Source organism: Amorphoplanes digitatis, assembly GCF_014205335.1.
Classification (GTDB): domain Bacteria; phylum Actinomycetota; class Actinomycetes; order Mycobacteriales; family Micromonosporaceae; genus Actinoplanes; species Actinoplanes digitatus.
Map to the genome: position 1 here is coordinate 931349 of NZ_JACHNH010000001.1, position 26997 is coordinate 958345.

General features: G+C 73.4%; 34 protein-coding genes. 23 read left to right on the forward strand and 11 right to left on the reverse strand.

The genetic code is table 11. The features are described from left to right. Positions 1 to 12: 12 nt before the first annotated feature. Together BJ971_RS04300 and cofC are read right to left on the reverse strand one after the other, a co-directional pair. Positions 13 to 210, reverse strand: coding sequence for a cold-shock protein (locus tag BJ971_RS04300; protein ID WP_184990016.1), 198 nt, complete (start codon positions 208 to 210; stop codon positions 13 to 15). 10 nt (positions 211 to 220) lie between these two features. Beyond that, positions 221 to 892 (reverse strand): 2-phospho-L-lactate guanylyltransferase, encoded by a 672-nt coding sequence (gene cofC, locus BJ971_RS04305; protein WP_184990018.1) that lies wholly within the window; start codon positions 890 to 892, stop codon positions 221 to 223. 129 nt (positions 893 to 1021) lie between these two features. On the opposite strand from cofC, the gene BJ971_RS04310 reads away from it, so the two are divergent. From BJ971_RS04310 to BJ971_RS04340, 7 genes are all read left to right on the forward strand, one after another. Continuing rightward, positions 1022 to 1756, forward strand: a complete 735-nt coding sequence (locus BJ971_RS04310) for a lysophospholipid acyltransferase family protein (protein WP_184990020.1) — start codon at positions 1022 to 1024, stop codon at positions 1754 to 1756. A gap of 55 nt (positions 1757 to 1811) precedes the next feature. Continuing rightward, the gene (locus tag BJ971_RS04315; RefSeq protein ID WP_184990022.1) at positions 1812 to 2807 is read left to right on the forward strand and encodes an NAD(P)H-dependent glycerol-3-phosphate dehydrogenase; all 996 of its coding nucleotides are present in this window, start codon (positions 1812 to 1814) and stop codon (positions 2805 to 2807) included. Continuing rightward, positions 2804 to 3907 carry a cystathionine gamma-lyase gene (locus BJ971_RS04320; RefSeq protein ID WP_184990024.1) on the forward strand — a complete coding sequence of 368 codons (1104 nt, stop codon included), beginning with the start codon at positions 2804 to 2806 and terminating at the stop codon, positions 3905 to 3907. The genes BJ971_RS04315 and BJ971_RS04320 overlap by 4 nt, the downstream gene beginning before the upstream one ends. Before the next feature lie 5 nt (positions 3908 to 3912). Next, positions 3913 to 4272 carry a hypothetical protein gene (locus BJ971_RS04325; RefSeq protein WP_184990026.1) on the forward strand — a complete coding sequence of 120 codons (360 nt, stop codon included), beginning with the start codon at positions 3913 to 3915 and terminating at the stop codon, positions 4270 to 4272. Positions 4273 to 4354: 82 nt separating this feature from the next. After that, positions 4355 to 4711: a GntR family transcriptional regulator gene (locus BJ971_RS04330; RefSeq protein WP_184990028.1), complete on the forward strand. Its 357-nt coding sequence runs from the start codon at positions 4355 to 4357 to the stop codon at positions 4709 to 4711. Further along, complete coding sequence (locus tag BJ971_RS04335) at positions 4708 to 5619, forward strand: ATP-binding cassette domain-containing protein (protein ID WP_184990030.1); 912 nt, start codon at positions 4708 to 4710, stop codon at positions 5617 to 5619. Before BJ971_RS04330 ends, BJ971_RS04335 begins: the two co-directional genes overlap by 4 nt. Continuing rightward, a complete protein-coding gene (locus BJ971_RS04340) occupies positions 5616 to 6311 on the forward strand; it encodes a hypothetical protein (protein ID WP_184990032.1) in 696 nt (231 codons plus the stop codon). Before BJ971_RS04335 ends, BJ971_RS04340 begins: the two co-directional genes overlap by 4 nt. A gap of 5 nt (positions 6312 to 6316) precedes the next feature. Here the strand turns inward: BJ971_RS04340 and BJ971_RS04345 are convergent, their stop codons facing one another. Beyond that, positions 6317 to 6826 carry a protein-tyrosine phosphatase family protein gene (locus BJ971_RS04345; protein WP_184990034.1) on the reverse strand — a complete coding sequence of 170 codons (510 nt, stop codon included), beginning with the start codon at positions 6824 to 6826 and terminating at the stop codon, positions 6317 to 6319. 121 nt (positions 6827 to 6947) lie between these two features. On the opposite strand from BJ971_RS04345, the gene BJ971_RS04350 reads away from it, so the two are divergent. Further along, positions 6948 to 8051: a D-alanine--D-alanine ligase family protein gene (locus BJ971_RS04350; RefSeq protein WP_275411405.1), complete on the forward strand. Its 1104-nt coding sequence runs from the start codon at positions 6948 to 6950 to the stop codon at positions 8049 to 8051. A gap of 14 nt (positions 8052 to 8065) precedes the next feature. On the opposite strand, the gene BJ971_RS04355 is transcribed toward BJ971_RS04350, so the two are convergent. Both BJ971_RS04355 and BJ971_RS04360 read right to left on the reverse strand, forming a co-directional pair. Then, entirely contained in the window at positions 8066 to 8713 is a 648-nt protein-coding gene (locus BJ971_RS04355; RefSeq protein WP_184990036.1) for a DUF3515 family protein, read from the reverse strand. A 1-nt stretch (position 8714) separates the two neighbouring features. Beyond that, a complete protein-coding gene (locus BJ971_RS04360) occupies positions 8715 to 8948 on the reverse strand; it encodes an Lrp/AsnC ligand binding domain-containing protein (RefSeq protein ID WP_184990037.1) in 234 nt (77 codons plus the stop codon). A 141-nt stretch (positions 8949 to 9089) separates the two neighbouring features. Between BJ971_RS04360 and BJ971_RS04365 the strand changes: the two genes are divergently transcribed. After that, positions 9090 to 10028, forward strand: coding sequence for a thiamine-phosphate kinase (locus BJ971_RS04365; RefSeq protein ID WP_184990038.1), 939 nt, complete (start codon positions 9090 to 9092; stop codon positions 10026 to 10028). Positions 10029 to 10053: 25 nt separating this feature from the next. Then, positions 10054 to 10512 (forward strand): GNAT family N-acetyltransferase, encoded by a 459-nt coding sequence (locus BJ971_RS04370; RefSeq protein ID WP_184990039.1) that lies wholly within the window; start codon positions 10054 to 10056, stop codon positions 10510 to 10512. A gap of 60 nt (positions 10513 to 10572) precedes the next feature. Here BJ971_RS04370 and rpmB read toward each other — a convergent pair whose 3' ends face one another. Then, a complete protein-coding gene (gene rpmB, locus BJ971_RS04375) occupies positions 10573 to 10764 on the reverse strand; it encodes a 50S ribosomal protein L28 (RefSeq protein ID WP_071805713.1) in 192 nt (63 codons plus the stop codon). Positions 10765 to 10930: 166 nt separating this feature from the next. Here rpmB and BJ971_RS04380 point away from each other — a divergent pair, with 166 nt between their 5' ends. Genes BJ971_RS04380 through BJ971_RS04390 form a run of 3 tightly spaced genes read left to right on the forward strand, consistent with a single transcriptional unit; the run spans position 10931 to position 15143 of the window. Further along, on the forward strand, positions 10931 to 12604 hold the full coding sequence (locus BJ971_RS04380; protein WP_184990040.1) for a DAK2 domain-containing protein: 1674 nt from the start codon (positions 10931 to 10933) through the stop codon (positions 12602 to 12604). Further along, a complete protein-coding gene (recG, locus tag BJ971_RS04385) occupies positions 12601 to 14802 on the forward strand; it encodes an ATP-dependent DNA helicase RecG (RefSeq protein WP_184990041.1) in 2202 nt (733 codons plus the stop codon). The genes BJ971_RS04380 and recG overlap by 4 nt, the downstream gene beginning before the upstream one ends. After that, complete coding sequence (locus tag BJ971_RS04390) at positions 14799 to 15143, forward strand: DUF952 domain-containing protein (protein ID WP_184990042.1); 345 nt, start codon at positions 14799 to 14801, stop codon at positions 15141 to 15143. Before recG ends, BJ971_RS04390 begins: the two co-directional genes overlap by 4 nt. On the opposite strand, the gene BJ971_RS04395 is transcribed toward BJ971_RS04390, so the two are convergent. Continuing rightward, the gene (locus BJ971_RS04395; protein ID WP_184990044.1) at positions 15140 to 15322 is read right to left on the reverse strand and encodes a hypothetical protein; all 183 of its coding nucleotides are present in this window, start codon (positions 15320 to 15322) and stop codon (positions 15140 to 15142) included. The genes BJ971_RS04390 and BJ971_RS04395 overlap by 4 nt on opposite strands. A 183-nt stretch (positions 15323 to 15505) precedes the next feature. Here BJ971_RS04395 and BJ971_RS04400 point away from each other — a divergent pair, with 183 nt between their 5' ends. Further along, positions 15506 to 15703, forward strand: coding sequence for a hypothetical protein (locus BJ971_RS04400; protein WP_184990046.1), 198 nt, complete (start codon positions 15506 to 15508; stop codon positions 15701 to 15703). A 362-nt stretch (positions 15704 to 16065) separates the two neighbouring features. Here BJ971_RS04400 and BJ971_RS04405 read toward each other — a convergent pair whose 3' ends face one another. Next, a complete protein-coding gene (locus tag BJ971_RS04405) occupies positions 16066 to 17061 on the reverse strand; it encodes an LPXTG cell wall anchor domain-containing protein (RefSeq protein WP_184990048.1) in 996 nt (331 codons plus the stop codon). A gap of 348 nt (positions 17062 to 17409) precedes the next feature. Here BJ971_RS04405 and rsmD point away from each other — a divergent pair, with 348 nt between their 5' ends. From rsmD to mutM, 9 genes are all read left to right on the forward strand, one after another. Then, positions 17410 to 17985: a 16S rRNA (guanine(966)-N(2))-methyltransferase RsmD gene (gene rsmD / locus BJ971_RS04410; RefSeq protein ID WP_184990050.1), complete on the forward strand. Its 576-nt coding sequence runs from the start codon at positions 17410 to 17412 to the stop codon at positions 17983 to 17985. After that, a complete protein-coding gene (coaD, locus tag BJ971_RS04415; RefSeq protein ID WP_184990052.1) occupies positions 17982 to 18461 on the forward strand; it encodes a pantetheine-phosphate adenylyltransferase in 480 nt (159 codons plus the stop codon). Before rsmD ends, coaD begins: the two co-directional genes overlap by 4 nt. 89 nt (positions 18462 to 18550) lie before the next feature. Beyond that, entirely contained in the window at positions 18551 to 19048 is a 498-nt protein-coding gene (locus BJ971_RS04420) for an ATP synthase subunit B family protein (RefSeq protein WP_184990054.1), read from the forward strand. A 79-nt stretch (positions 19049 to 19127) separates the two neighbouring features. Further along, complete coding sequence (locus BJ971_RS04425; protein WP_184998640.1) at positions 19128 to 19691, forward strand: YceD family protein; 564 nt, start codon at positions 19128 to 19130, stop codon at positions 19689 to 19691. Positions 19692 to 19696: 5 nt separating this feature from the next. After that, positions 19697 to 19870, forward strand: coding sequence for a 50S ribosomal protein L32 (gene rpmF, locus BJ971_RS04430; protein WP_014694262.1), 174 nt, complete (start codon positions 19697 to 19699; stop codon positions 19868 to 19870). Positions 19871 to 19964: 94 nt separating this feature from the next. After that, the gene (locus BJ971_RS04435; RefSeq protein WP_239087781.1) at positions 19965 to 20957 is read left to right on the forward strand and encodes a phosphate acyltransferase PlsX; all 993 of its coding nucleotides are present in this window, start codon (positions 19965 to 19967) and stop codon (positions 20955 to 20957) included. Then, entirely contained in the window at positions 20954 to 21739 is a 786-nt protein-coding gene (rnc, locus tag BJ971_RS04440) for a ribonuclease III (RefSeq protein ID WP_184990058.1), read from the forward strand. Before BJ971_RS04435 ends, rnc begins: the two co-directional genes overlap by 4 nt. Beyond that, entirely contained in the window at positions 21736 to 22914 is a 1179-nt protein-coding gene (locus BJ971_RS04445) for a putative hexosyltransferase (protein ID WP_184990060.1), read from the forward strand. The genes rnc and BJ971_RS04445 overlap by 4 nt, the downstream gene beginning before the upstream one ends. Positions 22915 to 22934: 20 nt before the next feature. After that, positions 22935 to 23789, forward strand: coding sequence for a bifunctional DNA-formamidopyrimidine glycosylase/DNA-(apurinic or apyrimidinic site) lyase (gene mutM, locus BJ971_RS04450; protein WP_184990062.1), 855 nt, complete (start codon positions 22935 to 22937; stop codon positions 23787 to 23789). On the opposite strand, the gene BJ971_RS04455 is transcribed toward mutM, so the two are convergent. Genes BJ971_RS04455 through BJ971_RS04465 form a run of 3 tightly spaced genes read right to left on the reverse strand, consistent with a single transcriptional unit; the run spans position 23725 to position 26974 of the window. Next, positions 23725 to 24312: a putative glycoside hydrolase gene (locus tag BJ971_RS04455; RefSeq protein WP_184990064.1), complete on the reverse strand. Its 588-nt coding sequence runs from the start codon at positions 24310 to 24312 to the stop codon at positions 23725 to 23727. The two genes, mutM and BJ971_RS04455, sit on opposite strands and share 65 nt — an antisense overlap. Continuing rightward, positions 24312 to 25484 (reverse strand): hypothetical protein, encoded by a 1173-nt coding sequence (locus BJ971_RS04460; RefSeq protein ID WP_184990066.1) that lies wholly within the window; start codon positions 25482 to 25484, stop codon positions 24312 to 24314. The genes BJ971_RS04455 and BJ971_RS04460 overlap by 1 nt, the downstream gene beginning before the upstream one ends. After that, positions 25481 to 26974 (reverse strand): glycosyltransferase, encoded by a 1494-nt coding sequence (locus BJ971_RS04465; RefSeq protein WP_184990068.1) that lies wholly within the window; start codon positions 26972 to 26974, stop codon positions 25481 to 25483. The genes BJ971_RS04460 and BJ971_RS04465 overlap by 4 nt, the downstream gene beginning before the upstream one ends. Positions 26975 to 26997: the final 23 nt, after the last annotated feature.

Consider the following 26997-nt stretch of genomic DNA (forward strand, 5'->3'; position numbering starts at 1 on the left):
AACGAACCAGGCTCATCTGATTCCGGGAAGTTCGACCTTGTGCACGACCCCGTCCGGGCCGGACTCGATGGCGACGCGCTGCCCGAGGCGCAACAGGCGCAGGCCGGAGGCGCGGAACGCCTCGGCGGGAAACGCCAGCTCAGTTCCGTCGTCGAGGAGCAGCGTCCCGGTGTGTGTCTGGGTATCGAAGGTCGCGACCGTGCCCTGCATGCGGGCAACGCTACCGGTGCGGGCCCGCCGGCACACCGCAAGCACCGCAGTCCGCGATGAGTCCGAGATCACGCAGCAGCGCGCAGGTGTGCTCGCCGGCGCCGAGCGCTAGCACCGTACGCAGATCGGCGGCGGTGTCCACGTCCTGGCGCAGCCCCGGCCAGGACCCGGCGAGGGCCCGGGCGTGCGACGCGGCGTGCGACGCCGCCGAGCCGACGCCGAACCGCGGCTCGAGCGGGACGCCGGCGTCGGCGGTGAGCAGGACCGTGCCGGTGCCGGCCGCGTCGGCGACGAAGCTGCGGCCCGGCCCGGCGGCGGCAAGCGCCTCGCCGAGCTCGCCGGGCCGCAGCGCGGGCAGGTCGCCGGTGAGCACGGCGCGCCGTCTGGGCAGCCCGGCGACCAGGTCGGCGCCGAACCGCAGGGCGGCGTTCAGGCCCGCGCCGGGGCGGTCGGGCACCGCCCGCGCGCCGAGTGCCGCCACCGCGGCGGCGGCGGCGGGATCGTCCGTGACGACGAGCACCTCGGCCACCGGCGCGCAGGACATCACGGCGGCGACCGTGTCGCGGACCATCGCCAGCGCGAGGTCCTCATGCCGGGCGTCGAGCACGGCGCCGCGCAGCCGGCTCTTGGCCGCGCTGAGACGCTTGACGGGAATGACCGCCGTCCAGTCCGGTCCTGACACGGCGTCAATCCTGCCACCAGGCACAGGGCCGGGACCCGCCCTGGCTACGGCGACCGCGAGCAGGCATGATTTCGTCCCAGAGGTGGGGACGGCGGCGCGGGGCACGCCGCGGGTGAGCAGGGAGGCACCATGGCGCGGCGCAGGCTAGGACTCTGGCGGCGACTCGCCGTGCTGCTCCTGTTACCCGGGATGCAGGTCTGGACGAAGCGCAGCTGGAGCGGCATGGAGAACCTGCCGGCCGCCGGCGGCTTCATCATCACGCCCAACCACATGTCGCAGTTCGACCCGCTGCTGGTGGCCCACTACGTCTACGCCTCGGGCCGCTGGCCCCGGTTCCTCGCCAAGGCGAGCATCTGGAAGGTGCCGTTCGTCGGGTTCATGCTCCGGAAGACCATGCAGATCCCGGTCGAACGCGGCAGTGTAGAGGCGGTGAAGTCCCTCGACACTCTCATCGAAGCCCTGCACCAGGGCGGCGTGGTGGTGATCTATCCGGAGGGCACCACGACCCGCGAGCCCGACCTGTGGCCGATGCGGGGCAAGACCGGCGCGGCCCGGCTGGCGCTGGTCACCGGTGCGCCGGTGCTGCCGATGGCGACCTGGGGCGCGCAGCGGGTGCACGACGTGCGGACGAAGAAGTTCACGGTGGGCCGCGGCCGGGTACCGGTGAGCGTGAGCGTCGGCAAGCCCGTCGACCTCAGCCGCTGGGCCGGCCAGGCGCCCAGCCGGGCGGTGCTCGAGCAGATGACCGAGGCGATCCAGTTGGCCACCCGTGACCTGCTCGCCGAGTTGCGCGACGAGACCCCGCCCCCGATCTACCAGCACGACGCCGGCCGGGCAAAGGGCCCGACGGGGCCTACCGCGTGAGTGAGCCGGTGCACGCGGGATCAGGGCAACCGGCGATGAGAATGGGAGACGGAGCATGACGCGCGCTGCGGTGCTCGGTGCCGGCGCCTGGGGTACGGCGTTCGCCAAGATCCTGGCCGAGGCGGGCTCGGACGTGACCCTGTGGGCCCGCCGCGAGTCGGTGGCCGCCGCCATCCGCGCGGACGGGATCAACGAGACCGCGCTGCCGGGCGTCAAGCTGCCCGACCGGGTCAGCGCCACCAGCGACCTGGTGGCCGCGCTCGACGGCGCCGGGCTGGTCTTCCTCGCCGTGCCCTCGCAGACGCTGCGCGGCAACCTCGCCGACTGGGCCGTGCACCTGCCCGCCGACTCGACCCTGATCTCGCTGATGAAGGGCATCGAGCTCGGCACCACCAAGCGGATGAGCCAGGTCATCGTCGAGACGGCCGGGGTCGACCCGGACCGGGTGGTGGTGGTCTCCGGGCCGAACCTGGCGCCGGAGGTGGCCGCCGAGCAGCCCGCGGCGACCGTGGTGGCGGGCACCGACGAGGCACGCACCCAGCAGGTGCAGCAGGCCATCGCGCTGCCCTACGTCCGGCCGTACACCAGCGACGACGTCATCGGGTGCGAGCTGGGCGGCGCGGTCAAGAACGTCATCGCGCTCGCGTACGGGATGGCGACGGCGATGGGCATGGGTGACAACACCAAGGCCTCGCTGATCACCCGCGGGCTGGCCGAGACCGCCCGGCTCGGGGTGGCGCTCGGCGCCGACCCGATGACCTTCGCCGGGCTGGCCGGCCTTGGCGACCTGGTCGCCACCTGCTCGTCGCCGCTGTCGCGCAACCGCACCTTCGGCGAGCACCTGGGCCGGGGCGAGTCCCTGGAGCAGGCGCAGCGCGCCGCCCGGCAGACCGCCGAGGGCGTCAAGAGCTGCCTGGCGATCCGCGACCTGGCCCGCGCGCACGGCGTCGAGATGCCGATCACCGAGCAGGTGGAGCGCGTCTGCCACGAGGGCGTCGACCCCCGGGTCGCGGTGAAGCTGCTGATGGGCCGGGAGATGAAGCCGGAATGACGTTCGACGGTGACGGCACCCGGGTAGTGCACGCGGGCCTGCCGGATCCGGTGCCGGGCGCGCCGTTCCTGCCCGGGCCGGTGTTCGCGGCGCCGTACCACCTCGACCCGGTCGCCGGGCAGGTGGTCAACGGCTACGGGCGGCCGGACAACCCGACCCGGCGCGCGCTCGAGGCGGCGATCGGCGAGCTGGAGGGCGGCCGGACGCTGGCCTTCGCGAGCGGGCAGGCGGCCATCACCGCGACGCTGCTCGCCACCGTTCGCGCCGGAGACACCGTGGCGCTGCCGTCGGACGGCTACTACGCCGTGCGCGCGTTCGCCGCCGGCGCGCTGCGTGACCTGGGCGTCAACACCGTGCTGGTGCCGACGGCCGGGCCGTACCCGTCGTTCGAGGGCATGCGGCTGGTGCTGCTGGAAACGCCGGCCAACCCCGGCCTTGACGTCTGCGACATCCGCGCGCTGTCGGCGGCCGCGCACGCCGCGGGTGCGCTGGTCGCCGTCGACAACACCACGCCGACGCCGCTCGGGCAGCGCCCGCTGGAGCTCGGCGCCGACCTGGTGGTCGCGTCGGGTACCAAGGCCCTGACCGGGCACTCCGACGTGCTGCTCGGCTACCTGGCCACCAACGACGAGGACCTGCTCGCCCGGCTCACCGCCTGGCGCGCGCAGACCGGCGGCATACCGGGCGCGTTCGACTCCTGGCTGGCGCACCGCTCGCTGGCCACGCTGGACCTGCGGCTGGCCCGGCAGAGCGCCAACGCGGCGGTGGTGGCCGAGCTGCTGGCCGGGCGCCCGGACGTGCGGCATGTGCGTTTCCCGGGGCTGCCGGCCGACCCGTCGTACCCGGTCGCCGCGGCGCAGATGCGCCGCATTCCCGGCATCATCGGGTTCGACCTGGGCAGCGCCGAACGGGTGGGCCGGTTCCTGAGCGCCTCCGAGCTGGTCTTCGCGGCGACCTCGTTCGGCGGCCTGCACACCACCGCCGACCGGCGCGCGCAGTGGGGCGACGACACGGCGCCGGGCTTCGTCCGGCTCTCCTGCGGCATCGAGGACGCGGCGGACCTGGTCGCCGACCTGACGGCCGCGCTGGACGCGGCCTGAGCGCCGTGGCCTGGGGCAGCTTCAGCGGCGACGAGGTGGCCGCGCTGGCGACCGGCGAGAGCTTCCTCGCCGACCCCGGCGAACGGGACTGCCCCGCCTGCGGCGCCCGCGCCGTGCGGGCGTACGTGAACGCCGCGGCGAACGCCCGCCGCCCCACGCTGGTCAGCTACGTCTGGTGCACCGCCTGCCACCGGTTCGTCGGCACCCGGTCCCGGCATCCGGAGGGCCTGATCTTCTCCGATCCGCTCGCCGTGCTCTCCGCGGCCGAGCGCCGCGAGCTGGAGCGCAGCCTGATCGGCTTCCTCGCCCACCTCGACGGGCTCTGGGAGTCCGGCGCCCTGCCGCAGACGTTCACCGCCGCCTGACGCCCTGCCCATTGCGATCTGGGCCATCCTGGTTCTATGGTTCGTTACATGAGTGATGAACCACAGAACTAAGGAGGCTGTCGTGTTCGACGGCCGCGACCCGATCTACCTGCAGATCGCCAACGGCATCAAGAACGACGTGCTCAGCGGCACGCTCAAGGAGGACGAGCAGGTCATGTCGACCAACCAGTACGCGGCGTTCTACCAGATCAACCCGGCCACGGCGGCGAAGGGCTTCGCCCAGTTGGTCGACGAGGGCGTGCTCTACAAGAAGCGCGGCATCGGGATGTTCGTCAGCCCCGACGCCCGCGCCCGGCTGCGCGGCCAGCGCCGCGAACGGTTCTTCGCCGACGTCGTCGACCCGATGCTCGCCGAGGCCCGGATGCTCGGGGTGGACGTGGCCGAGATCGTCGCGCACTTGCAGGGCGGTGGCCGATGATCTCCCTGCGCGACCTCACGGTGCGGTACGGCGACACGGTCGCGGTCGACCGCCTCACTCTCGATCTCGAGCCCGGAAAGATCTACGGCTTGCTGGGCCGCAACGGCTCCGGCAAGACCAGCCTGCTCAGCGTCCTGGCGGCATATCGCCGGGCGTCCGGCGGCTCGGTTGCCATCGACGGCGTGGATCCCTTCGAGGACGCGGATCTGATGAGGGGGACCGTGTTCATCCGCGACACCCTTGACGTCTCGCCGCAGGACCGGATCAGCCGGGTACTCGGCTTCGCCGGCCGGCTGCGCCCGACCTGGGACGCCGCATACGCCGAGCGCCTGGCGGACCTCTTCCGACTGGACCTCCGCAAGCGCGTGTCGGCGCTGTCCCGGGGGCAGCGCTCCAGCCTGGGCGCGGTAATCGGGCTGGCCGCCCGCGCGCCGCTGACCATCCTCGACGAGGTCTATCTCGGCATGGATGCCGGTGTGCGGGCGGCGTTCTACACCGAGCTGCTGGCCGACTACCTGACCCACCCGCGCACGATCATCCTCTCCACCCACCTCATCGAGGAGGTCGCGGACCTCTTCGAGCAGGTGATCGTCATCGACCGTGGCCGGCTGCTCGTGCACGAGGACACGGACACCTTCAGGGCCCGCGGGGTCGCGGTCACCGGGCCGGCGCCGGCGGTCGACGCGTTCGTCGCCGGGCGCACGGTGCTCGGCGAGCAGAGCCTCGGCGGGCTCCGCCAGGTGACCCTCTACGGCGCGCTGGACGACGGGGAGGTCGCGCGGGCGGAGGCGGCCGGGCTCGCCCTGGCGCCGGTCGGCGTGCAGGACCTCTTCGTCCATCTCACCGCCGCTTCCGCCGCCGATGGCGATGCCGTCGACCGCGCCGGCCGAACGGAGGCACTGCGATGAGCCCGCGCCGGCTCGTGACGTCCGAACTGCTCCGCTTCTACCGACCCGTCGTTCTCTGGTTCCTGGCCGTGATGATCCTCTGTGTCGGCATCGGCATGACGGCGGTGAGCCTGGCCACCGACCCCACGTTCAGCCTGTGGGTGATGGTTTTCGGCACCGCGTCGAGGTGCTGGCTCGTCGCCGTCGGTGCCGTGCTGATCAGCCTGCATCTGCGGCAGTTTGTGACGAACGGGATCACCCGCCGGGCCTTCATGGCCGGTTCGGCGCTCTTCGGCCTGCTGGCGGTCGTGCTGTTCGCCCTGGCCGTGCCGCTCGGGCACGGTGTCGAGCAGGCGCTGCTGGGCATCGGCGGCCCGCTGCCCCCGGGTTATCCGACCGTCTCGGCCGGGACCGCCGCCGCCGAGTTCGGGCACGTGCTGCCCTCCTCGCTGGCGTTCCTGGTGTCCGGCGCGGCGCTGAGCGCGGGGTTCTACCGCTTCGGCGCCGCGGGCGGCCTCGCGCTGATCATTCCGTCGGTGCTCCCGATCGGGGTCGCGGAGGCGCTGTTAGGGGCCGACGGGAGAGGCCACTTCGACACCGGTCCCGTGCCGTACGCGGTGGCGGTGCTGATGTCACTCGCGGTGACGGCGCTGGCCGCCCTGCTCTTCCACCGCGCGACGCGGCACGTCGCGATCCGCCCCGCTCCGGGCTGATCCGGTCAACCGCCGTGGTGCAGCGCGAACGCGTACAGCCAGTCGCGCTGTACCTCGGTGTCCGGCACCGGCAGGCCGCGCGCCTGCGCGACCAGGTCCAGCGCCCGCTCCGGCCCGACGCCCAGCATCACCAGGGTCGCGCCGGCCAGCAGCGTCGAGCGGCCGACGCCGGCGAAGCACTGCGTCACCACGAACCGCCCGGCGCGGACGTGCGCGGCCAGCCGTACGCCCAGGGCGACCACGTCGGTGTCGGCCATGTCGCCGGCCCGCGGTATGCCCCGGTCGGCGATCGGGAACGACAGGAACTCGATCCCGGCGGCGGACGCGGCCCCGGCCACCTCGGTGAGGCCGAGCCGGCGGTCCTCCTCCCAGGTCAGGGCCGACACGAAGACGTCGACCCCGGCCGCGGCCAGCCCGGCCATCTCATCGGCCAGCCGATCTCCGCCGCGCGGGTGCGCCATCGTGGCCAATCGGCCCGGACCGGGCCAGGTGATCACGTGCAGTGCTGGTCTCATCGACTCCCCGTACCCTGTTTGCCGTGGCAGCGCCCGCGTAGCCGGAATATTGTCTACGCAGAGTAGGGTCAGGCCCGGCATGCCTGCCGCCCCGATATCCGGCAACGAGAGGCCATTTTCCGTGTCGACCCCCCGCAAAACCCGTGTGGCGATCGTTTTCGGCGGGCGCAGCACCGAGCACGCCATCTCCTGCGTGAGCGCCGGCAGCATCCTGGGCGCCCTCGACCCGGACCAGTACGAGGCCGTGCCGGTCGGCATCACCCGCGCCGGCGCCTGGGTGCTGTCCAGCGGCGACCCGGCGGCGCTGACCATCACCGGCCGCCGGCTCCCGGAGATCACCGCGGAGTCCGGCAGGTCCGTCGTGCTGCCCGCCGACCCGACCTCCGCCGGCATGATGGTCGTCGACCCGGCCGACGGGGTGGCCATGCTCGCGGGCGTCGACGTCGTCTTCCCGGCCCTGCACGGCGCCTACGGCGAGGACGGCACCATCCAGGGCATGCTCGAGATGGCCGGCATCCCGTACGTGGGCGCGAACGTGTTCGCCTCGGCGGCGGGCATGGACAAGGAGTTCACCAAGAAGCTCGCCGCCGCGGAGGGCATCCCAGTCGGCCCGTACGCGGTCCTGCGGGCCGGCTCGTCGCTCTCGGAGGCCGACAAGGAGCGCCTGGGCCTGCCGGTCTTCGTCAAGCCGTCCCGGGCCGGCTCGTCGCACGGCATCAGCAAGGTCACGGACTGGGCTGACCTGGACGCGGCGGTGGCCAAGGCCCGGCAGATCGACCCCAAGGTGCTTGTCGAGTCCGGCATCGTCGGCCGCGAGATCGAGTGCGGGGTGCTCGAGGGCGAGGCCGGCGGCGCGCCCGAGGCGTCGCTGCTTGCCGAGATCCTGGTGAGCGCCGAGGGCGACGACTTCTACGACTTCGACGCCAAGTACCTGGGCGACGGGACGCCGTACCAGATCCCCGCGGGCCTCGAGCCCGACGTGGCCCGCCGGGTCCAGGAGTTCGCCGCCCGCACCTTCACCGCGCTGGACTGCGCCGGGCTGGCCCGCGTCGACTTCTTCGTGACCGCGGAGAACGAGATCTACCTCAACGAGATCAACACGATGCCGGGGTTCACCCCGACCTCGATGTTCCCGCTGATGTGGGCGGCCACCGGCCTGGAGTACCCGAAGGTCGTCGACCGGCTGATCCGCACCGCCCTGCGCCGCGGCACCGGCCTGCACTAGGGCCTGTCCTGCCGCTACACGCAGCCGCTGGGCCGCCCGTCGGTGATCGACTTGTCGGTCTTCACCACGGTGTCGGAGAACTCGTTGGCCCACTGCGCGGGCTGTGCGTACTGCTTCGGGACGGTGACCCGCACCGGGACCTCGCGGTCCATTGTCGTGAACGTGGTGGCGGCGGCCTGCTCCTCGGCGTACCAGCAGACCCGGTTCATGTTCAGCAGCTCGGCGTCCAGCGGCACGCAGCCCGAGCCGGTCTCGTCGAGCGTCGCGCACATCACCGGCTTGGCGACACCGCAGGCCATGGTCAGGGCGGGCTCGCCGTAGGCCGCGTTCTGCTCCGGGCCGGCGCTGACCTTGCGGGCCGCCAGGTCCCGGACCCGGGCCGGCAGCTGGGAGGTCACCGCGAGGCAGACCTGCGCGGTACCGGCCGCGAGCGCGGGCGCGGCCATCTGCACCGGATCCGCCGGTACGACCGCGGGCTGCGTCGCGGACGGCGCGGGTGCCGCGGTGTCCGCCTCGGGCACGAACTTCGAGAAGACCAGCAGACCCGCCAGAACGGCTACCGGCACCGCGATCGCCGTCGCCCAGAGCGCGGCGCCGCGCGTCGTCCGGTCCGCGGCGGGCGGCTGTGGTTGGGGCTCGGGGCGGGTCTCCACGTTGACCATGTCAGAGATTTACCACGGAGCACGTGACGGTCCGCGTGATGCCCGGTACGTACTGGATCTTGCTCACAATCATCTTGCCGAGCTCGTCGACCGAGTGCGCCTCCGCCAATACGACGACGTCGTAGGGCCCGGTCACCGCGTCGACGCGTACCACTCCACTGATTTTGTCGATCGCGGCGGCCACGTCACGGGCCTTTCCGACCTCCGTCTGGATGAGGATGTATGCCTGGACCACGATCAGACTCCTATCCGCCAGCGCTGGCGACTCGAACGTGAAACTACAGTACGGAGCCGGTCGGAAGCGCAGTTGCCGCGCAGACTGGGCCAAGCCGGGCGGCAACAGGGGAAATCTCAGGCCGAGAGGAACGGTGGGACGTTGAGCATCGCGGAGGCGGGTGAGTTCGGGCTCATCGCCCGGATCGTCGCGCGGCTCGAGACCGGCACGGCCAGCCTGCTCGGCCCCGGCGACGACGCCGCGGTGGTGGCCGCGCCGGATCGCCGGGTCGTGGCGAGCACCGACATCCTGGTCGACGGCCGGCATTTTCGGCGCGACTGGTCCAGCGCCTCCGACGTGGGCCACCGGGCGGCCGCCGCGAACCTCGCCGACATCGCGGCGATGGGTGCGGCACCTACCGCGCTGCTCGTCGCGCTCTGCATGCCGGCGGACCTGGACCCGGCGTGGGCCGAGGAGCTGGCCGGCGGGCTGTCGGCGGAGGCCGGCCTGGTCGGCGCGGGCGTGGTCGGCGGGGACATGTCCTCCAGCCCCACGCTGACCGTCGCCGTCACCGCCCTCGGCGACCTGGACGGCCGGCAGCCGGTGGTGCGCAGCGGCGCCCGGCCGGGCGACGTCCTCGCGCTGGCCGGGCGCACCGGCCACGCCGCGGCCGGGTACACGATCCTGTCCCGGGGCTTCCGCACGCCGAAGCTGCTGGTCGAGGCGCACCGGCGGCCCGAGGTGCCGTACGCGGCGGGTCCCGCGGCCGCCCGGGCCGGCGCCACCTCGATGATCGACATCTCCGACGGGTTGCTCCAGGACCTGGGCCACATCGCCGCCGCCAGCGCGGTCGGCATCGACGTCGACCGCGGCGCGTTCGAGATACCCGCCCAGATGCGCGACGCGGCCTCGGCGCTGGGCGTCGACCCGTACGCGTGGCTCCTCGCCGGCGGGGACGACCACGCGCTGGCCGCGACGTTCCCGGCCGGCACGGCCCTGCCGCCGGGCTGGCGGACGATCGGCCGCGTGCACGAGGGCGCCGGGGTGACCGTCGACGGCCGGGCGTGGCAGGGCGACAAGGGGTGGGACCACTTCCGCTGACCAGGGCTGGTTAGTGTTTGTCGACGTGGAGGAGATCAAGATTCGCGCGGCCCGTTTCGACGAGCCCGCGGTGCAGCTACTGATAACCGATGCGCTGGCCGAGCTCGGCCGCCGGTACGGCGGCAGCGGCGACGACACCCCGGTCGCGGCCTCGGACTTCGTGCCGCCGCGGGGCGCCTTCTTCGTGGCCTACGCGGGCGACGAGCTGCTGGGCTGCGCCGGCTGGCGCGCGCACGGTCCGGACGCCGAGCTCAAGCGGATGTTCACGGTCCCGGCGGCGCGCGGGCGCGGCGTGGCCCGCCGGGTGCTGGCGGCGCTCGAGGAGTCGGCGCGGGAACGGGGCTGCAAACGGGTGATCCTGGAAACGGGCGACAAACAGCCCGAGGCGATCGCCCTGTACCTCAACTGCGGTTACGAGCGCATCGAGGACTTCGGCTACTACAAGGGCGAAGAGGGCGTGTTGTCCTACGCCCGGGTGCTCTGAGCCGTCAAACGCAACCAGCCCGCCAGGTCGATGACCTGGCGGGCTGTCGAGTCGTTGCGGTCAGGCGCGGACGACCTTGCCGGCCTTGATGCACGAGGTGCAGGCCTTGACCTTCTTGGTGTTGCCACCACCGGCAGGGGTGCGCACCGACTGGATGTTCGGGTTCCAGCGGCGGTTGGTCCGCCGGTGCGAGTGGGACACGTTGTGGCCGAAGCCCGGTCCCTTGCCACAGACGTCGCACACGCTAGCCACGGGGTACTCCTGGGATTGATACGAACTTGAGGGTGCCGGACAGCCTGCGTCCGGGCAACCTGGCCAGGTTACCCGATGGTCGGCCGGGACAGCCAATCGCCCCTTGTCCCGCCCGCCGCGAACCCTGCGTCCAGCACTAACGGCTCCCGGTTAGTACGCTTTTCGCGTGCTGGACTCCCTGGACGCCGCCGCGATACGCCGCTGGTGCGGCGGTGGGCTGGCGTCGCTCCGCGCACACCAGCACGAGATCGACCAGTTGAACGTCTACCCGGTGCCCGACGGCGACACCGGCACCAACCTGGTGCTCACCCTCACCTCGGCCCAGCAGGCCCTCGACCAGCCCGCCGATCTCCCCGGCGAGGCCGAGGCGGCCGGGCAGACGCCGCTGGGCGCGGCGATGCGCCGAATGGCCCGCGGCGCGCTGCTCGGCGCGCGGGGCAACTCGGGCGTCATCGTGTCGCAGATCCTGCGCGGCATGGCCGACGCGTTCGCGACGTCGGTGGCGGTGCGCGGCGGCGAACTGGCCCGGGCCCTGCGCAGGGCCAGCGAGGCGGCGTACGCGGCGGTGGCCAAGCCGGTCGAGGGCACGGTGCTCTCGGTGGTGGCGGCCGCGGCGGACGGCGCGGGCCGGATCTCCTCGGACGACCTGGTCGCGGTGGCGCGCGCCGCGGCCCGCGCGGCGGCGGAGGCCCTGGCCCGCACCCCGCAGCAACTCCCGATCCTGGCCCGGGCCGGGGTGGTCGACGCGGGCGGGCGCGGCCTGGTCCTGCTCCTCGAGGCCCTGGTCGACGCCCTGAGCAACACCGGGCCCCGCCCGGCGGCCGCCGTCGCCGGGCCCGGCCCGGCCGAGGCCCTGGTGCCGCCCGCGGGCGGGTCGCCGGCGGTCTGGGAGGGCTTCGGCTACGAGGTGCAGTACCTCCTCGACGCGGAGCCCGACGCGGTCGACGTGCTGCGGGGCGCGCTCGACGGGCTCGGCGACTCGCTCGTCGTGGTCGGCACCGGCGAGGGGAAGCCGCCCACCTGGAACGTGCACATCCACGTCGACGACATCGGGGCCGCCGTCGAGGCGGGCATCGTCGCGGGCCGTCCACACAAGATCTCCGTCACGAGGCTCGTCGACCGCCTGCACCCGCACGGCGGCGCCGGCCACGTCGAGCCGTGCACGGCGGCGGGAGCGGTGACCGACCCCGGCGCCCGCGCGGCCGTCGTCGTCGCGGCCGGTGACGGGCTCACCTCGCTCTTCGCGGCCGAGGGCGCCGTCGTCGTCGGCCGCAACCCGTCCATCGCCGAGATGCTCGCCGCCATCACGGCGACCGGCGCCGGCCGGGTGGTGCTGCTGCCCAACGACGCCAACACCCACGCCGTCGCGAGCGCCGCCGCGCGCGAGGCGGCCGCGACCGGGCTGCGGGTCAGCGTGGTGCCGACACGCTCGCCGGTGCAGGCGCTCGCCGCGCTCGCCGTGCGCGACGCGCAGCGCCCCTTCGACGACGACGTCATCGCGATGGCCGAGGCGGCCGGCGCCTGCCGCTACGGCGAGGTCTGCACCGCCAGCCGGGAGGCGCTCACCGTGGCCGGCCGGTGCCGGCCCGGCGACCTGCTCGGCCTGGTCGACGGCGAGGTGCACGTGATCGGCGCCGACCTGGAGGAGGTCTGCCGCCGGCTGCTCGACCGGATGCTCGGCGGCGGCGGCGAGCTGGCCACGCTGGTGCTCGGCGCCGACGCGCCGGGCGGGCTCGAGGAGCGGCTGCGCGGCCACCTCGCGCACGAGTGGCCCTTCGTCGAGCTGCACTTCTATGCGGGCGGCCAACCCCGCTACCACCTGCTGGTAGGAGTGGAATGACCGATACGACCACCGCCGCCACCACCGACACCCCGCTGGAGAAGGTGCTCGGCGCCGCCAAGGCCAAGGCGCTCGCCACCCACCTCGACCTGCACACCGCGGGTGACCTCATCTATCACTTCCCGCGCCGCTACGACGAGCGCGGCGAGCACACCGACATGCGCAAGCTCGAGGTGGGCGAGCAGGTCACCCTGCTCGCCCAGGTGAAGAGCGCGACGGTACGCCCGATGCGCCAGCGCCGCGGCAACATGCTCGAGATCACCATCGGCGACGGCAGTGGGGCGACGCTGACCTGCACCTTCTTCAACCAGGCGTGGCGCGAGCGGGAGCTGCGCACCGGCCGGTGGGGGCTGTTCGCCGGCAAGGTCACCGACTTCCGGGGCAAGCGCCAGCTCAACGGCCCGGCGTACCAGCTGCTCAAGGCCGACGCGACGCAGGACGAGGCCGCCGAGGAGATCGAGGAGTTCGCCGGCGCGCTGATCCCGGTCTACCCGGCGGCGGCCGCGGTGCCGACGTGGACCATCGCGCGGTACGTGCGGGAGGTGCTGGAGAACTTCCAGCCGCCCGAGGACCCGTTGCCGGGCACGGTCCGCGCGAGCCGCAACCTCATCGGGATCGGCAAGGCCCTGCGTGAGATCCACCGGCCCAGCTCCGACAAGGACCTGCACCTCGCCAAGTACAGGCTGAAGTGGGACGAGGCCTTCGCCGTACAGCTGACGCTGGTGCAGCGCAAGGCCCGGGCGTCCGCGCTGCCCGGCAGGGCCCGGCCGCGCAGCGAGGCCGGGCTGCTCGCGGCGTTCGACGCGACGCTGCCCTACGAGCTGACCGAGGGGCAGGCGCAGGTCGGCGAGGAGATCGCCGCGGACCTGGCGCGGGAGCACCCGATGCACCGGCTGCTACAGGGCGAGGTCGGCTCGGGCAAGACCCTCGTCGCGGTCCGCGCGATGCTCCAGGTCGTCGACGCGGGCGGCCAGGCCGCGCTGCTGGCGCCGACCGAGGTGCTCGCCACCCAGCACCACCGCAGCATCGGTGCCCAGCTGGGCGCGCTGGGCCGGGCCGGCGAGCTGGACGGCGACCCCGACGGCACGCAGCTGACCCTGGTCACCGGTTCGCTCGGCGCGGCGGCCCGGCGGGCCGCGCTGGCCAAGGTCGCGGACGGCAGCGCCGGCATCGTCGTCGGCACGCACGCCCTGCTGTACGAGGGCGTCGACTTCCACGACCTCGCCCTGGTGGTGGTCGACGAGCAGCACCGGTTCGGCGTCGAGCAGCGCGACGCCCTGCGCGCCAAGGCGGCCCAGCCGCCGCACGTGCTGGTCATGACCGCCACGCCGATCCCGCGCACGGTCGCGATGACCGTGTACGGCGACCTGGAGACGTCCACGCTGTCGCAGCTCCCGCGCGGCCGTTCGCCCATCGCGTCGCACGTGGTGCCCCCGGAACGCCCGGCGTTCCTGGAGCGGGCCTGGCAGCGGGTGCGCGAGGAGGTCAAGGCCGGCCACCAGGCGTACGTGGTGTGCCCGCGGATCGGCGCGACCGAGGCGGAGGAGGACGAGCAGCCGCCGAGCGACAACGAGCCGGCCCGCCGCCCGCCGCTGGCGGTGATGGAGGTCGCGCCGATCCTCTCCGAGGGCCCGCTGCACGGGCTGCGGATCGGCATCCTGCACGGCAAGCTGCCCGCCGACGAGAAGGACGCGGTGATGCGCCGCTTCGCGGCGGGCGAGCTCGACGTGCTGGTCGCGACCACGGTCATCGAGGTGGGCGTCGACGTGCCCAACTCCACCGTCATGATCATCATGGACGCGGACCGCTTCGGCGTCTCCCAGCTGCACCAGCTGCGCGGGCGGGTGGGCCGCGGCTCGGCGCCGGGCATCTGCCTGCTGGTGACCGAGGCGGCGGAGGGCACCCCGGCCCGCGAGCGCCTGGACGCGGTGGCGTCCACGACGGACGGCTTCCGGCTGGCGGAGCTCGACCTGGAGCAGCGCCGCGAGGGCGACGTGCTCGGCGCGTTGCAGTCCGGCCGGCACAGCCATCTGCGGCTGCTGTCGCTGCTGCGGGACAGCAAGCTGATCACCGATGCCCGCGCGGAGGCCTCCGAGCTGGTGGGCGAGGACCCGACCCTGGCGAAACATCCGGCGCTGCTGGCGTCGGTGACGGCTCTTGTCGACGAGGAACGCGCCGAGTACCTGGAGAAGGGATGATCCTGCACTTCTGCCCCCGCGCGGAGTGGGAGGCGGCGAAGGCGGCCGGGGTGTACCGGGCCGATTCGCTGGCGAGCCAGGGCTTCATCCACTGCTCGACGCCGGAGCAGGTGGCGATCCCGGCGACGGCGCTGGCCCGGGGCCGCACCGACATCGTGCTGCTGGAGATCGACGAGCGGCGGCTGGGCCGGCCGGTCGTCTGGGAGCAGGGCGATCCGCCGGACCCGGGCGGCATGGTCTTCCCACACGTCTACGAGCCGATCCCGGCGGCGGCGGTCATCGCGGTCCACGACTACCTGCCGGGACCGGACGGAGCCTTTCACCGGCCGGCGGGCCTTTAGCTTCGCTGCCTCTGGCGGACGAGCAGGACGATCCGCACCAGCGCGGCGACCATTGCCGCCATGACGGCGATCCGGATCGCGGTGTAGACGTTCGGCTCACCCGAGTACGCCCGCTGGGCGAGATACAGCCCACCGAGCAGCGCGACAAGCCCTGCCGCGACGAAGACCCAGGCACTCACCGCGGCGCCGTCCCGCCTCTGGAACCGCCCTCGCCGCAGTAACACAGCCACAGCGATCAGGCACGCGGAACCAGCGCCGTACAGGACCGCGACAGACGCCACGATGATCGGGCTCCCTCCAGGTTCTGGCACCCTAGCGGTTACGCCTCGGCACGAGCGACCATCCTCAGTGGACTCGTCGAAGTGGTGTCGCGCAAGCGCAAGCGGGACGACTCCTTCGGCCGGCCGGGTGACGTCTGGGGTCAGATCAGCGTCGGCGTCGACGGGACGATCTTTCCGGTACTGGCGCCGGTGCTGCGTCCCGGGAGGCCGCTGCCGGAGGTGCCGGGCGATCCGCCGTTCTACGTGTCCCGCCGCGACGCCGCCGAGATGCAGGGCTGAGCCGGGGGTTACACAGGTCGGATTTTCGTGGCTCGCACCGTTACGTCCCTTGCCGGGTCGTCGGCGGTGGATGCCGAGGTGCTGCACGAACGGGAGCTCGGTGAAGGATGGTGGTCGGTCCAGCTCGACGGCGACTCGCCCGGCGCGCTCAAGAGACTGGTGGCCGCGACCGGTGTTCGCCGAGGAGACCCTCGACGAGTTGCTCGGGGCGCTCGGGATCCCGGGCCTCGCGGGGTAACTCGAACAACGACTCTCGACCAGCCGGCCGGTGCTCGGAGCATCGGGCGGTCTTTCTGCGGACAGCGAAGGGGCGCGCCGACCGTGATGGTCGACGCGCCCCTTGCGTGGAGCTGGTTACTCGATCAGGCGGTGAACTTCACCTTGCGGCGGCGGGCCATGAAGAACAGGCCGGCGCCGACGGCGAGCAGGACGGCCGCGCCGCCCGCGATGCTGCCAGCGGCGGCACCGGTCAGGGGCAGGGACGGCTCCTCGCCGCCGCCGCTGCCGGCGTTGCAGTCCTCGGGCTGCTCGTAGGTGATGGTGGCGTCCTCGCCCTCGTAGCCCTTCGGCGTGGCGGTGATCTTCATGCCGTCGACGGCCGGGAACTCCACAGTGGTGGTCTCGCCGCGCTTGCCGATGACCGTCTTCTTGTCACCCTCGCTGGTGACGAAGTCGACGGTGATGTCCTCTTCCCAGTCCTTCGGGACGGTGATGCCGACGGTGACCGTGTCGCAGGTCTCGTCGTAGACGAACTCCGGCTCCTTGGTGGGCTTGGCCGGCGTCGACGGGTTGTCGGTGGGCGTCGACGGGTTGTCCGTCGGGGTCGACGGGTTGTCGGTGGGCGTCGACGGCTGGTCGGTCGGGGTCGACGGCTGGTCGGTCGGCGCCGAGGGCGTCCCGGTCGGCTTCGGCTTGCACACCTCGTCCGACTTCTGGATCGGGTTGGACGTGCGGGTCGACGTGATCGTCTTGTCGCGCTGCCACTCGGCGGAGACCTGGATGGTCGCCGCGGTGTCGGCGGCCCCCAGCGTCTGCACGGCGGTGATGACGTCCTCGGCGCGGCGCGGCGAACCCTCGCGGGCGCGGCGCGGCAGCGAATCCTCGGGGGCGATGCCATCGATCGTGGAGCCGGCGGGGGTGACCTCAACGGCCGTGATCTTGCCGACGAGGTCGTACTCGCTGTTCTCGATCGTCCAGGTCACCTCCCAGCTGCCGTCCTTGTTCACGCAGGACGTGCCGCTGAGGATCTCGGGGTGGTGGGCGCTGGCGGGACCGGCGAGGGCAACGACGCCGCTCAGACCGATGAGCGCGCCGGCGGCGACGGCCGCCGTGCGGCGCAGAGGGAACTTCAGGTTCACGCCTACTCCTGTATGGATCGAGGGGTAACGGCGCGAAGAGGCAGGCGGCAATCGCCGCACCACGAGGGCGGCGAAGCCAGCGACGACGCCTCCCCGCATCGTCGAGCCGACAGCGTTTCGTCGGCGGCCGACCGACCATAGCCAAGACCGTGAATTTAAGTAATGCCGCAGGCCGCGCTAATCGGGTTGATGCATATTCGAGATTTTCGTTTTACCGGCCGCACTGACGTCGATGCGATGTGTGATCGCGGTGGTCCCGGCGGAGGGGAAAAGTTCACTCCGCAGTGGTCGGTCGGTACCTGTGGCGTAGCGTCACACTGTGCTACCTGAAGACCTCACAGAGGCCGCATGACCAGGATCATCGCCGGCGCGCACGGCGGTCGACGACTGGCCGCTCCGACCGGGGCGCAGACCCGGCCCACCTCCGACCGGGTGCGCGAGGCCTATTTCAGCGCCCTCGGCACGATGACCGACCTCGAGGGCGCCCGCTTCGCCGATCTTTATGCCGGTTCGGGGGCGGTCGGGCTCGAGGCCCTCTCGCGGGGGGCTTCCCATGCCCTGCTAGTGGAGGCCGACGCTAGGGCATCCCGGGCGATCCGGGACAACATAGTCACGCTGCGGGTCGGCAACTCCGCCCGGCTGGTGACCGGCAAGGTCGCCCAGGTGCTCACCGGGCCGCCCGAGGGCGGCCCGTTCGACATCGTCTTCGCCGACCCGCCGTACGCGGTCGACGACGACGAGGTGGCCGAGGTGCAGTGGGCGCTTGTCGCCAACGGCTGGCTCGCCGAGGACGCCGTGGTGACGTTCGAGCGCTCGACCCGGACCGCCGTCCGCGGCGAGCCGCTGAAGTGGGTGGACGGCATCACCGAGGAGCGCAGTCGGCGCTACGGCGAGACCACCCTTTGGTACGGTCGCCGATCATGAGACGCGCGGTCTGTCCCGGGTCCTTCGACCCGGTCACCAACGGTCACCTCGACATCATCGGCCGGGCCAGCCGGGTCTTCGATGAGGTCATCGTCGGCGTACTGATCAACCATTCGAAGTCCGGGCTCTTCACCATCGAAGAGCGGATCGAGATGCTGGGCCAGGCCACGGCCTCGTACGGCAACATCCGGGTGGAGTCCTTCCACGGGCTGCTCGTCGACTTCTGCCGGGCGCAGGGTGCCGCCGTGGTCATCAAGGGGCTGCGCGCGGTCAGCGACTTCGACTACGAGTTGCAGATGGCTCAGATGAACATCGGGCTCTCCGGCGTGGAGACCTTGTTCATGCCGACCAACCCGTTGTACTCGTTCCTGTCTTCCAGTCTGGTCAAGGACGTGGTCAAGTGGGGCGGGGACGCGTCGCCCTACGTACCCGACTTCGTCGGCGAGCGCCTCGTGACCCGACTGCGGCAAAACTGACGGCGCGCCCTTTGCGGCTTCTTCGTCGGGTACGGCAGTAACGTGATCGCACCACTCAGCGTGAGTGCGAGTTGACAGGAGTGAGGGCCGTGGATCCGCTCGACCGCATCGACGAGATCATCTCCATGGTGGAGACGGCACGCTCGGTGCCGATGTCCCGGACCAACTTCATGTTCGACCGCGGTGAGATGGTCGCGATCCTTGATGAGCTGCGTGCCGAGCTGCCGGGCGACCTGCGCCGGGCCGGTGCCCTGCTCGAGGAGCGCGACAAGATCATCGACGCGGGCAAGCGGGAGGCGGACCGGATCATCGGCGAGGGTGAGACCGAGCACGCCCGGCTCGTCTCCGTCAATGAGATCACCGTCTCCGCCGAGCACGAGGGTGCCCGGATCATCGCCGAGGCGCGGGCCGAGGCGCAGCGCCTGCGCGAGGAGGTCGACGACTACGTCGACACCGCGCTCGCCAACTTCGAACAGTTCCTGACCAGGGCACTCGGGTCGATTGAGCGGGGCAGGGACAAGATGCACGCGCTGCGCGAGATCGGCACCTTCCAGGGTGAGGATCACGAGCGTCCGCTGCCGTTCTGAGGCGCCTACCCGATTCGACGCTGAGCCCGCTGCTCAGGTAACCTTTCCTGTCGGCCTACCTACAGGCTGAGAGTTCATGATGCCCAAGCACACGCAGAAACACCTCGATCCCAGGCAGCCGCTGGTCGTCGACACGACGAAACTCCCGCGCCAGCCCGGGGCGACGCGTGCCCTGAACAGGGTGGTGCCGGCACCGGCGGACCTCGGCCTGGAGTTGATCTCGGTGCCCACGGGTTCCGACCTCGAGCTCGATCTGAGCCTGACGTCGGTCTCCGAGGGCGTATACGTCAGCGGCAAGGTCCGCGGCTCGCTCTCCGGCGAGTGCGGTCGCTGCCTCAACGAGATCTCCGAGGAGTTCGGCGTCGAGATCGCGGAGCTGTTCGCGTACGCGGACAGCACCACGGAGGAGACGACGGACGAGGACGAGGTGGGCCGGATGCAGGGCGACCTGCTCGACCTGGAGCCGGCGGTACGTGACGCGGTGGTGTTGACACTGCCGACCAATCCGGTCTGCCGGCCGGACTGCCCAGGGTTGTGCCCCGAGTGCGGGGTGCATCTCGACGACCTTCCGGCTGATCACAGCCACGAGGAAGTCGATCCCCGCTGGGCCGCTTTGCGCAATCTGTCGAAAACTGAGGAGTAGGTACCGTGGCCGTCCCCAAGCGCAAGATGTCGCGCAGCAACACCCGGTCCCGCCGGGCGAACTGGAAGGCGACCGCGGTCTCGACCGTGGCCTGCCCCCAGTGCAAGTCGCCGAAGCTGCCGCACACCGCCTGCTCGGTCTGCGGCACCTACAACGGCCGTCAGGTCCTCGAGGTCTGAGCACCACTCAGTGATACGCCCGATCCTCGGGCGGTTCGTACCTGAGCGACGGCGAACGTCCGGTGCCCAGGCTCCGGAGCAGTCCGGCCGAGACATCTCGGCCGACGCTGCACCGGAGTCGGGCACCGCGCGGATCGCCGTCGACCTCCTCGGCGGGGACCAAGCTCCCGCCGTCGTGGTTGACGGCGCTCTGCGTGCCTGCCAGGCCGATCCGGCCCTTCAGCTGCTTCTCGTCGGCCCGGTCGAGGCTTCCGACGCGATTCTCCACGCCCTCGACCCGGCCGACCGGGCCCGGGTGCGTGTCCTCACCGCCCCCGCCGGGCTGCGCCGGCCGGGCACCCCGGAACCGGACGTCAACCGGGTCGAGTCCGGCGTGCGGACGGCCGTGCTCGCCGTCGCGCAGGGCCACGCCGACGCGGTCGTCTCCGCCGGCAACACCGGTGCCACCGTCAGCTCCGCCGCGCTCGCGCTCGGCCGCTGGTCCGGCGTGCGCCGCCCCGCGCTCGCCGCCGTGCTGCCCACCGCCGCCGGCCGCATCGTCCTGCTCGACGTCGGCGCCTCCGTCGACCCCGACGGGAACACCCTCGCCATGCACGCGCGGCTCGGCGCCGCGTACGCCGCCGTCGCGCACGACCTCGCGGCGCCGCGGATCGGCCTGCTCACCATCGGCACCGAGCGCGGCAAGGGCGATCGGCTGCGCCGTTCGGCACCCGGCGTGCTGGCCGCGCTCGACCTGCCCGCCGGCGCCCGCTACACCGGCCTCGTCGAGGGCAACGACGTGGTGACCGGCGCGAAGGCCGACGTCGTGGTGACCGACGGCTTCACCGGAAACGTCCTGCTCAAGGGCCTCGAGACGGCGTACGCGCTGACCCGGCCGCCGAACCCGGGTGAGGTGCCGCCCCGGGCCGCCATCCTGCTCGGCGTCGGCGGCACCGTCGTCGTCTGCCACGGCGCCGCGAGCGGGGACGACATCGCCGCCGGCATCGCCCTCGCCGCCGGCCTGCACCGCCGCGCCGCGGTGCCGGCCATCGCCGACCTGATCCAGCCACAGCCAGCAGCGCAAGACGACCTCAGAGGTGGTTCATGAGCAGTAGTGACAAGCGCCGCCGGCCCTCCACCGAGCCGTTGGAGGAGGCGTTCGGCATTCCGTTCGAGCCCGGCCTGCTCGAGCGCGCACTTACCCACCGCTCGTACGCGTACGAGAACGGCGGCCTGCCGACCAACGAGCGCCTGGAGTTCCTCGGCGACTCGGTGCTGGGCGTGGTGATCACCTCTGCGCTCTTCCACAACCACCCCGACCTGCCCGAGGGCCAGCTCGCGAAGCTGCGCGCCAGCGTGGTCAACATGCACGCGCTCGCCGACGTCGCCCGCACCCTCGGCCCGGCGGGGCTCGGCCCGCACCTGCTGCTCGGCAAGGGCGAGGAGACCACCGGCGGCCGGGACAAGGCCAGCATCCTGGCCGACACCCTGGAGGCCCTGCTCGGCGCGATCTACCTGGAGCACGGCCTGGACGTGGCCGGCGAGGTGATCCACCGGCTGTTCGACCCGCTGATGGCCGAGTCCGCCGGCCGGGGCGCGGCGCTGGACTGGAAGACGAGCCTCCAGGAGCTGACCGCGGCGCTCGGCCTCGGCGTGCCCGACTACGTGATCGACGACGCCGGCCCGGACCACGCCAAGACGTTCACCGCCTGGGTCGTGGTGGCCGGCGAGCGCTACGGCGGCTCGGACGGGCGCAGCAAGAAGCAGGCCGAGCAGCGGGCCGCCGCCGCGGCGTGGCGCGTGCTCACCGAGCGGGCCGACGCGGACACCCCGCCGCCCGCGGTCGCCGGCGGCGGCCACACCGAACTGCCCGAGGCCGCCGGCCGGTGAGCGTGACGGCTGAAGAGGTGAGCGCCGAGGCGCCCGCCGTCGCCGAGGGGCTGTGGGACAAGGCCGGCCGGTGGCGCGGCGCCGGCATCGCGGTCGGCATCCTCGCGCTGACCCGGGTCGTCCAGCTGCTCATGCTGGTCGGGCTCGACCGCGCCACGGCGGAGCCCGCCGGGCTGCGCGGCAACCTGCTGATCTGGGACGGCGGCTGGTTCCTGCGGGTCGCGGCGGGCTACCCGTCCGGCTACACCTACGCCGCCGACGGCACGATGCAGGGCAACGAGCTGGCGTTCTTCCCGCTCTACCCGATGCTGATCCGCGGGCTGTCCGCGCTCGCCCTCGACCCGGGCACCGCGGCGCTCGCGGTGAGCTGGCTCGCCTCGGTCGCCGCCGCGATCGCCCTGCACCTGCTCGGCACCAGCCTGTACGGCCGCCGCGCCGGCTGGGCGCTCGTCGCGATCTGTTGCAGCGCACCGATGTCGGTGGTGCTCTCGATGGCGTACTCGGAGAGCCTCTTCCTCGCCCTGGTCGCCGGGATGTTCGTCGCCGCGCACCGCCAGGTGTGGTGGGCGGCGGGCCTGCTCGGGCTCGGCGCCGCGCTGACCCGCCCGACCGGCGCGGCCGCCGCGGTCGGCCTGGCGGTCGCCGCGATCATCGCGGTCCGCCGCGACCCGGCGAAGCGGTGGCCGCCGCTGGCCGCGGCCGCCGTCGCGCTGGCCGGGGTGCCCGCCTACCTGGGCTGGGTGGCCTGGCGGGTCGGCGACGCCGAGGCCTGGTTCCGGATTCAGACCGCCGGCTGGGGCACGTCCTTCGACTTTTCCGCGAGCACGATCGACTTCCTCGCCCGGACGCTGACCACCGGCGAGGGCTGGGTGCCGGTGAGCGTCGCGCTGATCCTGCTCGCCGCGCTGGCGGCGGCCGGGGTGGCGCTGGCCGGGCGGCCGTGGCTGCCGCTCGCCGTGTACGGCGTCGTCGCCATGGTGCTGGTGTACGGGCAGGCCGGCTACTACCACTCCAAGCCGCGGCTGCTGCTGCCCGTACTGTTGACGCTGCTGCCCGCCGTCGTCGCCGCGGCCCGCGCCCGACCCCGGGTGGCGGTGCTCGCCATCGCCGGCTGGGCGGTCTTCGGCCTCTGGTACGGCGCCTACCTGGTCGCCGTCTGGCCGTACACGATCTGACCGGACCCTAAGGACCCCCCGTGCCCGAGCTTCCCGAGGTCGAGACCGTCCGCCAGGGACTGGCCAAGTGGGTGACCGGCCGGCGCATCGACACCGTCGAGGTGCGCCACCCCCGGGCCATCCGCCGCCACCTGCCCGGCGACGTGCACTTCGCCGCCGTCCTGAAGGGCCGGACGATCCTGGACGTCGCCCGCCGCGGCAAGTACCTGTGGCTGCCGCTCGACTCCGGCGACGCGATCATCGCCCATCTCGGCATGAGCGGGCAGCTGCTGATGCAGCCTGCCGGCGCCGAGGACGAGACGCACCTGCGGGTCCGGATCACGTTCGACGACGCCGGCCCGCAGCTGCGCTTCGTCGACCAGCGGACGTTCGGCGGGCTGTCGGTCTCCGAGGACGGCGCCGAGCTGCCGCGCGAGATCGCGCACATCGCCCGCGACCCGATGGATCCGCTCTTCGACGACGAGCTCTTCGTGGCCTCGCTGCGCCGCCGGCACACCGAGATCAAGCGTGCGCTGCTCGACCAGACCCTGATCTCGGGGGTCGGCAACATCTATGCGGACGAGGCGCTGTGGCGCTCGCAGCTGCACGGCGCCCGCGCGACGGACGCCCTGACCCGGCCCGCCGTGCGCCGGCTGCTCGCACACGTGCGGGACGTGCTCGGCGAGGCGCTCGTGGCCGGCGGCACCAGCTTCGACGCCCTCTACGTGAACGTCGACGGCGAGAGCGGGTACTTCGACCGGGCGCTGAACGCGTACGGGCGGGAGGGGCAGCCGTGCCACCGCTGCGGCACGATCATGCGCCGCGAGCAGTTCATGAACCGCTCGTCCTACAGCTGTCCGCGCTGTCAGCCACGGCCCCGGCAACCGCTGCGCTGAGCAGCGGGCCGGCGTCGGTGGCCAGCCCGAAGCCGGCGCCCCGGCGGCCCATCAACCGCCGCGCGGCGGTGATCAGCGACGTCGGCACGCTGTGCACGAGGTGGCCGTCGCCGATCCGCCCGCCGTCGCCGTCCCAGCCCTGGTAGGCCGACCACGGGCCGTCGAACGTGCAGATCCGCACGCCGAGGTCGCGGTAGAGCGGGTGCGTCGGCACGCCCGGGTTGAGCACGACCCGGTGCAGCCCGCGCCGGGCGGCGAGCCGGACGGTCAGCGCGACCGGGCCGACCCCGCCCGACCCGGCGGGCGCCCGGTCCAGGAAGAGGCCCTCGGCGCCGTCCTCACGCCAGGCGTCCACATCGGCGAGCACGTCCGCGAGCGAGCGCCCGCCCCAGTCCAGGTCGACCCGGCCCAGCACCTGGTGTGCGGAGCGGCGCGGGCCCGGTCGCTCCTGGACGACCCAGGTGTCGGCGTCCAGGGCCAGCTCGGGCGACGGCTGGGCGTACATGGGGAACAACGTCTTCACTACATCCTCCGGGGGTCTGCGTCGGTTCGTGCGACGGTCAGCAGGCCGACGAGGTGGGTCGCCGCCAGGATGGCGACGACGGTGGGCAGGGGATCCGGCGGCAGCGCCGGTACCAGCGGGGTCGCGACCGCCGCCAGCGGCGGCGCGACGGCGAGCGCGGCCGCGACGACGGTGGCGTCGCGCGCGGCGAGCAATAGGGTCACGGCGAGTACGCCGCTGAGCAGGATCCCGCCGGCGAAGACGAGCACGCCCGCCCGGGCGCCGTCGAGGCCGGCCGGCAGCCGGTACGCGCCGAGCGCCAGCGCGAGGCCGGCGGCGAGCGGGGGCAGCAACGCGGCGGAGGTCACCAGGTTCACGCCGCCGACGTGCGCGCGGTACTCCTCGTCGCTCTCGGCGACGTCCAGCCCGGCCTCGACCTGCCGCCGGTGCCAGCCGATCAGCGCCTCGAGCACCGGCACGGCGGCGAGCAGCGGCAGCACGGCGGGCGAGGTCGCGCCGGGCGGCCCGGCCCGCCAGAGCAGCACTACGCAGGCGGCCTGGCCCAGGCCGAGCACCAGGCGCCCGGCGGCGCCGTGCAGGTCGGCGGCGCGCAGGCCGAACGAGGCGGCGGGGCCGAGGGCGGGCCGGAAGGCACGGACGGCGGCCAGCGCGACCGCGACGGGCAGCAGCAGCGTGACGGGCACCCGGTCGGCCGCCGTGTCGCCGATCGCCCCGGCGACGGAGACCGCGGCGAGCAGCCAGCACGGCAGGCTCCACCGGATGACGGCCAGCTCTTCATGGGTGACCAGTGCGGCGGTGACGGTGGCCAGGGCGGCCAGGACGCACACGCCGAACGCCATCGCGCCCGCCGGGCTGCCGCCGCCCGCCGCCGGTGCGAGCAGGACGAACGCGCACCACGCGGCGGCCGAGCCGGCGAATCCGCAGCCGACGAGCCGGGCTCCCGCGCCCGGACCGTGCCGCCGGGCGACGGCGGCGCCGGCACCGGCGAGGGCCTGCGCGACGCCCCAGCCGAGCAGCAGCGTGCCGGTCGGCACCTGCCAGGCGGCGCCGGCGAGCGGCTTGAACGCGGCGACCGCGGCGCTGAGCGGTCCGAGGTAGAGCGCGCAGCGCAGCAGCAGCGTCGCGGCCAGCGAGGGCGCCCGCCGGGTGCGGCGCCGGGCCAGGTCGGTCATCGGTCCTCCCGGGCCTCGGCGAGCCAGCGCAGGCCGGCGGGGTGCGCCACCCGCGGCGCGGGGACGGCCAGGGCCAGCTCGTACGCGGTGGCGAGCGGCGGCCCGGCGAGATCGGTGTACAGCGCGCCGTACACCCGCACGACCCGGTCGGCGGTGAAGTAGGCGAGCGCCCGGCGTCGCGCGGCGTCGCCGAGGGCGCGACGGCGGGCCGGCGCGTGCAGCAGGCTCACGCAGGCGGCGGCGAGCGCGGCCGGGTCGCCGGCCGGCACGAGGACGCCCGCGTCGCCGAGGGTCTCCGCGACCGGGCCGACGTCGATGCCGACCACCGCGCGGCCGGACATCATCGCCTCGATGAGCCGGTACGGCGGGTCGGCCGGTCCCGGCACGTGCACCACGAGGTGCCCGGCCGCGTACCGGTCGCTCGGGTCCGCGGGCAGCGGGTGCAGTCGGATCGCCCGGCCCAGCCCGGTCCGCTCGACCTGCTCGGCACAGTGGTCCTCGTGTGCGGGCGCGACGCCGACCAGGTGCAGAACGGTCCCGGGCACGGCGGCGGCGACCGCGGTGAACGCGTCGAGCAGCGGGCGCAGGCCGCTGTCCGGCCCCCCGTTGCCGGCCCAGACGATGGCCGGCTGGGTACGCGACTCCGGCGCGGACGGGAAGTCGGCCGGGTCGACGCCCGCGGGCACCGGCACCAGTCGCCCCGGCTCGGCACCGTGCCCGAGCGCCCACGAGTGGTGGTACGCGCTCAGCGGCGCGATCAGCCCGGCCTCGGCGTACCCGGTGCGGGCGACCGCCCGGCGGAACCGGCGCAGCACCGTGCGCACCGCGGGCGAGAGCCGCTCCTCGCCGGCCCGGGGCCGGGCGACGGGCGCCCGCGCCTCGGTGAGCAGCAGCGGGATGCCGGTACGCCAGCGGCCGGCCAGGGCGGCGAGCAGCGGCGTGGTCCCGCCGACGCAGTGCACCAGGTCGACGGCGGGCACCGGCACCGACAGCGCCCGGGCCGCGTTGCGCAGCAGGGTCGCGGCGGTCCGGGCGTCCCGCAGGCTCAGCCGGGGCAGCCGCTCCTCGCTCGCCGACAGCCGCCCGGCCCGCCAGGCGTCCAGCAGCACGTCGGTCAGTGGCACGCCGCTCAGCGGCTGGTCGGCGGACTCCGCCAGCACGGAGAGCCCGAGCAGGCCCTTGGCGAACAGCGCGTCGGCCAGTTCCGGCTCCGGCTCGGCGAGCAGGCCCCGGCAGAGCAGGTTCGCCGCGGCGGTGGCGTGGTCGTCGCCGCTGTCGCGGCGCCGGCTCTCGCGGGTGAGTGCGTATGCCTTGGCCGACGCCACGTGCCGGGGGAGCGGGAAGGCGGGCCCGCCCGGCGGCTCACGGTCGGTGACCGTCAGCAGCTCGAAGGTGAAGCGGCCGAGGCCGTCGACGAGCGTCCGGCACCACCCGCCGAGGGCGTCCCGGCGGAACGGGTAGCCGCCCCCGGTGAGCAGACAGATGCGCATGCGGTCAGCTCCACAGGCGCGAC